Raw genomic sequence first — 5,478 nt, forward strand, 5'->3', positions numbered from 1 at the left:
TTGGTCGTCATCCAAACCTTCGTACATTTTAGACAGCCAGCTTGGGATTTTGACGTTGGTCACTTGGGCCATTTTGGCCAATTGTTTGAAATTGGTTACAGGCAGGATACCGGGAACGATTTCAACGTCGATGCCCATCATCACGCAACGGTCGCGGAAGCGCAGATAGCTTTCTACGTCGAAGAAGAATTGGGTGATAACGTGGTTTGCACCCGCATCGATTTTGCGTTTCAGATTGATCAAGTCCGCTTGGGCAGATTTGGCTTCCGGGTGCACCTCAGGATAGGCCGCTACGGAAATATCGAAGTCGGCAACGGAGCGCAACAGTTTGACCAAATCTTCGGCATAGAAAGGTTTTTTCTCGTAGCCGGGCGGCTCGTCGCCACGCAGGGCAACGATGCGGCGGATACCGCTGTCCCAATAGTCTTTGGCAATTTGACGCAACTCGTCAGGGTTGGCATCGATACCGGTCAAGTGAGGGGCGGCTTCAAGGCCGGTTTCTTGTTTGATGCGTTTAACAATGCCGTGTGTGCGGTCGCGTTCGCCTGAGTTTGCACCGTAAGTTACGGAAACAAATTTCGGGTGCAAGGTTTGCAGGCGATGGATGGAATCCCATAACATGGTTTCCATTTGTTCGTTTTTCGGCGGGAAAAATTCGAATGAAACGTTGATGTCGCCTTTCAAATCGGAAAGGCTGTGATTTAATGCGTTAATTTCTCTAGCGTGATTCATGCTTATGCACCTTCTGCATATCTTTTATTTGTTGTCAGACTGCATAATAAATTTGAGGTCAGTATGAGTCAATTTCGAAATTTTCCGAAATTGTATGAATAGATTTAATAAAGACCTCAGGCTGTCTGAAAAAACAGCCTAAGGTCTTGTTTGATAGGAAGGGGAAGAAAGCTTATTCTGCTTCATCTATCCATGCTTGTTGTACGGCTTCGAGAATGCGCTCGCCGCAACGCGCCGGATCATCGTCAAATTCAGGCAAAGCCATAATCAGATCACGCAATTGGGTAAAGCGTACGGTTTTCGGATCGATGCTGTCGCCGTGTAAGTCGTAGAGTTCTTCGGCGATGCGTTGGGTATCTGTCCATTTCATGATGTGTTCCTTTATTTGGTCTTTAGGCTGTTGGTGAACATTTTAATCAAGAAGTAGGCGGACTGCCAGAATGTTTTACTGTAGATGCGGATATAAATAATGCGGGTATTTTTTAACAAAATAGCATATTTGCGTTAAAATACAGCACGGCACTTAAAAACTACGGCACATTCGCTTTGAATTTGCCGTTTTATATATTTTATTCCGTTTTTAATGATGGTTTGCGCATGAATAATTTACATTATCCCAATGCAACCAAATCATCTGGAACGGCTCTTAATACGAAATCCATCACGTAAAAATAAAAGGAAAAATGATGAATAACGCACTCAACGCCAAATTGTCCAAACTGATTTACGCGCTTGCTTCAGATGATTCAGAGTATCTGGCCAAAGCAGACGCATTTGACCGTTTGCTGTTGTTGGTTCGCGAATTTTATCGGATGCTGGACGAAACAGAAGGTTTGAAGCAGCTGGTGTTTCGTCTGTATTACGGCAAGCATTATGGTTTGATTAAACTGGATGCCGCTTCACCCAATGACGATGCAGGCGCGTTGAGGCTGAAACGTTGGATGGTTTATTCGCGTATCGCAGAGCGTATCGAAAATTGCGGCAAGCATTTGTCGGTCGTGCTTGAAGATGCGGTGTTGGAAAATGGCGCGGACAAATCTCATTATATAGATGAAGCCAATGTCATTATCGAGCGTTTCGGTTTGGTAAGAGATGAGGCTGCACTTTCGGCCATCGAGGCAGAGGAAGCGTTGAAAACAGAGCAAGAGTTACAGGCGACAAGCGAGCCTCAAAAATCTGCTCCTAAGCATAACGGCAATCTGCATCAAATCAGAATGCAAGAAAAAATCGAAAATTACTCCGCCACGCAGAAAGTGGCCGCTATGCAGATTTCCCGTATGCGTTTTATTTTTCCTCATATCAAATAATTTACTGCATAACCAAAAGGCCGTCTGAAGACCATAACACACATGGTTTCAGACGGCCTTTTTCATTAAACCTAGTTTTAATGGTCTTCACGAGCGTGGTTGATTGTATATTTAGGAATTTCTACAACCAAATCTTCATCGGCAACGACTGCCTGACAGCTCAAGCGTGAATCAGCTTCCAAGCCCCATGCTTGGTCGAGCAGGTCTTCTTCTAATTCGGTTGGTTCTTCCAGGCTGTCAAAACCTTTGCGGATAATCACGTGGCAGGTGGTGCAGGCACATGATTTTTCGCAGGCGTGATCGACTTCGATGTCGTGGTCGAGCAGTACGTCAAGGACGGTTTGGCCTTTCGGTGCATCTTCGATAACCGCGCCTTCGGGGCATAATGTCGCGTGTGGGAGTACGGTAATTTTTGGCATTTTTATTGTCTCGGTTGTTTAAGAGTGGTTGTGGTTAAAGTGGTTTCAGACGGCCTTGGGTATTCAATATTCAGGCCGTCTGAAAAATGGGTTTATAACATGATGCCTTTACTTTTTAGGTTTTCCAAGCATTCATCTAAATAAGCATCATCGTGTTCGGCGTAAATGGGTGAAGAGGCTGTTTCGGCTTCATGTGCATGGTACGGTACCACCGCTTTGCCGCGATACAACGGGTCTTTCCATAAAACGTCAGGCTTGTAGCCGCGCTTTTCCATCTCTTCCATAATCAGTGCGTGATACAGATAGAGCTTGTAAGGCGAATGGGTGAAGACATAATTCACCGTCGCATGCGGCCTGCCCCAACCCGCCCCACGTAAAGCGGCGCATTCGCGGTGTTGCCCCAAAAGCTGGGCGCGGGGGAGTAGGGGGATAAGGGTTTGGTGCCAGAGTCTCATTGTGATTCAAATAATTTTGAGTAATCTTCGTAAGCTATCTTCAAATCCTTTTTTGAGTAGGTAGTATAAATGTGAAGACCATCTTCAATTTCAGTGGTTAGCTTTGATCCGCTTTTTCCAAAGTATTCGTCTTTATATAGACGGACTTTGGAGTTTTTGGGTTTATATGCATTTTCTGAAGAGATGAGATTTCTTAATATGGAAGGATTTTGTTGGTGCTTTTCCTTAATAAAGGAGATAAATGCACTTCTGTTTACTTCAAAGATTTTTTCTTGATGATGTTCTTTGACAGTTTTTTCAAAACCTAACTCTGCTATTTCATTTTTAGGAAATACAATTTCGCCTCTTAATGAGAGAAAAAGCCTTTTTACAAGATTTTCATCAATTGCAAAAAGCTCAGTTTCTCCTATTTGGCTTTTGCCGAAAATTTCATGAAGTAAGGTTTCTTTTTCTTTATAGTTGTCGGTTTTAATGGCTAGAATGCGTTCTAATCCGGCAACGTTTGCGTAGCCGTTGTTTTCCAAATGGCGCATTCTAATTTCAAAATTATTTTCGTCAGTAATACCAATCTTATATACACCTTTGATGACGGTTTTCATCAGGTAGACAATACCTACTTTTTCCATTATTGTCCTTTATTTTTATTTCTGTGAGATGACATCTTTTCAGACGGCCTTTTTATCAAAGGCCGTCTGAAACTATTCGTCATCAAATATTATCAACACTTTGTCCAGTCAGCGCACGTTGGATGTTGCGGTTCATGCGTTTGGCGGCGAAGTTGTCAGTGTTGCGGCTGAGTTTGGCGACGGCGGCGCGGATGTCTTCGGCGTTGCCGTCTTTCAGACGACCTTGCAAATCGGCGATGTCTTGCTGGATTTGTGCAAGCTCTTCGGCATCAAGCAAATCGCTATCCAACTCAAGGGCGGCGTTGACGGCGTCGGTCAGGCTTTCGGCTTCTACCACGGCTTCGGCGCGGGCGCGTGCCGCCATGTCTTCGGCGGCGTTGCTCATGCTGTCTTTGAGCATTTGGGTGATAGTGTCGTCGTCCAAGCCGTAGGAAGGTTTGACTTCGATTTGCGCCTGTACGCCGGTGCTTTGTTCTTGGGCAGAAACGGACAGCAAGCCGTCTGCATCAACTTGGAAGGTAACGCGGATACGCGCCGCGCCTGCGGTCATGGGCGGAATGCCGCGCAGGGTAAATTTGGCAAGGCTGCGGCAGTCGGAAACGAGTTCGCGCTCGCCTTGTACGACGTGTATCGTCATAGCGGTTTGACCGTCTTTGAAAGTGGTGAAGTCCTGCGCGCGTGCGGTAGGAATGGTGGAGTTGCGCGGGATAATTTTCTCGGCAAGACCACCGTAGGTTTCTAGACCGAGCGATAAAGGCGTAACGTCAAGCAGCAGCCATTCGCCGTCGGTTTTGTTGCCGGCAAGGACGTTTGCCTGTATGGCGGCACCGAGTGCGACCACTTCGTCAGGGTTAAGGTTATTCAGCGGGGTTTGTCCGAAGAATGTGGCAACCGCTTGTTGAACGTGCAACATGCGGGTAGAGCCACCAACCATAATCACGCCCTTGACATCCGCCTTGGTTACGCCGGCATCTTTCAAAGCCTGTTTGACAGGCTCGATGGTTTTTTGTACCAGATTTTGGGTCAGATTGTGAAACTCTTGGCGGGTAATGACGGTATGAACTTTATGGCCGTCTGAAAGTGAGGTTTCGATGACGGCTTCGGTTTGAGTGGTCAGTTTTTCTTTGGCGGTACGAACAAGGGAAAGCAGAAGTTGGCTGTCTTGTTCGTTGAGTTTGGAAAGGTCGTTTTGTTCGAGCAGGTGGCAGAACAAGCGATGGTCGAAGTCATCGCCGCCCAATGCGCTGTTGCCGCCGGTGGCTTTCACTTCAAACAGGCCTTTGGTCAGTTGCAATACGGATACGTCGAACGTGCCGCCACCCAAGTCATAAACGACAAACGTGCCTTCTGAGGAGTTGTCCAGTCCGTAGGCAATCGCGGCGGCAGTCGGTTCGTTAAGGAGGCGCAAGACATTCAAGCCCGCCAAACGCGCGGCATCTTTGGTGGCTTGACGTTGGGCATCGTCAAAATAAGCGGGTACAGTAATGACGGCACCGACCAAATCGCCGCCCAATGTTTCTTCGGCGCGCAATTTGAGGGCTTTGAGGATTTCTGCCGATACTTCGATAGGCGTTTTCGCACCTTGACGGGTGTTTAACTCGACCACGCGCTCATTGGGTGTAAATCGATAGGGCAGGTATTGCGCCTCTTGTGCGAGGTCGGTAAGGGTGCGGCCGATCAGGCGTTTGGCCGAGCTGATAGTATTGAGCGGATCGGTTTTTTGGGCGGAAAGGGCGTTTTTGCCGACTTCAACTTCGCCATCCAAATAACGGACAACCGAAGGCAGGGTGGCGCGGCCGTCTGAATCTGGCAGGCAGACTGCGCTACCGCTGCGGACGGTGGCAACCAAGCTGTTGGTTGTGCCTAAATCAATGCCTACGGCGAGGCGGTGTTGATGGGGGGCGGCGGACATGCCGGGTTCTGAAATCTGCAAAAGAGC

The 5,478-nt window shown here is 47.5% G+C and carries 7 protein-coding genes; 1 reads left to right on the forward strand and 6 read right to left on the reverse strand.

The genetic code is table 11. The features are described 5' to 3' along the window. Together metF and iscX are read right to left on the reverse strand one after the other, a co-directional pair. A partial coding sequence (gene metF / locus ACTHSP_RS17225; protein WP_440346531.1) for a methylenetetrahydrofolate reductase occupies positions 1-732 on the reverse strand: 732 nt, incomplete at its 3' end. 172 nt (positions 733-904) lie between these two features. Then, complete coding sequence (gene iscX / locus ACTHSP_RS17230; RefSeq protein ID WP_003682097.1) at positions 905-1,102, reverse strand: Fe-S cluster assembly protein IscX; 198 nt, start codon at positions 1,100-1,102, stop codon at positions 905-907. 316 nt (positions 1,103-1,418) lie between these two features. Between iscX and ACTHSP_RS17235 the strand changes: the two genes are divergently transcribed. Further along, positions 1,419-2,039, forward strand: coding sequence for a hypothetical protein (locus ACTHSP_RS17235; protein ID WP_049351592.1), 621 nt, complete (start codon positions 1,419-1,421; stop codon positions 2,037-2,039). 77 nt (positions 2,040-2,116) lie between these two features. On the opposite strand, the gene fdx is transcribed toward ACTHSP_RS17235, so the two are convergent. The 4 genes from fdx to hscA form a co-directional block, all read right to left on the reverse strand. After that, entirely contained in the window at positions 2,117-2,458 is a 342-nt protein-coding gene (fdx, locus tag ACTHSP_RS17240) for an ISC system 2Fe-2S type ferredoxin (RefSeq protein ID WP_314052195.1), read from the reverse strand. A gap of 92 nt (positions 2,459-2,550) precedes the next feature. Then, complete coding sequence (locus ACTHSP_RS17245; protein ID WP_308887977.1) at positions 2,551-2,913, reverse strand: TIGR02328 family protein; 363 nt, start codon at positions 2,911-2,913, stop codon at positions 2,551-2,553. Further along, positions 2,910-3,539 (reverse strand): GIY-YIG nuclease family protein, encoded by a 630-nt coding sequence (locus tag ACTHSP_RS17250; protein WP_440346532.1) that lies wholly within the window; start codon positions 3,537-3,539, stop codon positions 2,910-2,912. The genes ACTHSP_RS17245 and ACTHSP_RS17250 overlap by 4 nt, the downstream gene beginning before the upstream one ends. Positions 3,540-3,621: 82 nt before the next feature. After that, positions 3,622-5,478: Fe-S protein assembly chaperone HscA (gene hscA, locus ACTHSP_RS17255; RefSeq protein WP_440346533.1), on the reverse strand; the 1,857-nt coding region annotated here is incomplete at its 5' end.

The sequence above is a fragment of the Neisseria sp. P0001.S005 genome (assembly GCF_051963715.1).